The organism is Aerococcus sp. HMSC23C02, assembly GCF_001806805.1.
In the GTDB taxonomy this organism is placed as follows: domain Bacteria; phylum Bacillota; class Bacilli; order Lactobacillales; family Aerococcaceae; genus Aerococcus; species Aerococcus sanguinicola.
Map to the genome: position 1 here is coordinate 48,196 of NZ_KV786040.1, position 408 is coordinate 48,603.

General features: G+C 52.0%; 1 pseudogene. It reads left to right on the forward strand.

Annotated features, from left to right (window positions below):
* Positions 1 to 408: pseudogene (locus tag HMPREF3090_RS01085) on the forward strand (peptidase); the annotation flags it as partial.

Consider the following 408-nt stretch of genomic DNA (forward strand, 5'->3'; position numbering starts at 1 on the left):
CCATCACCATCAAGAACCCAGATGGCACGACCACAACGACAACTGTCAAAGACGGTAAGGATGGTCGCGACGGTATCGACGGTAAGACTTTTGCCCCAGTGGTTGAGAAAGGTCAAGATGGCACCACCACGATTAAGTTCTACCCAGTAGATCCTAAGACTGGCCAGCCAGACACCAGTCAACCAGCAGTCGCAGAAGGCTCTGTTAAAGATGGTAAAGATGGCAAGTCTCCAGAAGTTTCCTTGAAGGACAATGGCGACGGGACCCATACCATCACCGTTAAGAACCCAGATGGCACCACTTCAACCACTACCGTGAAGAATGGTAAGGACGGCAAGTCCCCAGAAGTGACCACTACGGATAACGGCGACGGAACCCACACCATCACCATCAAGAACCCAGATGGCA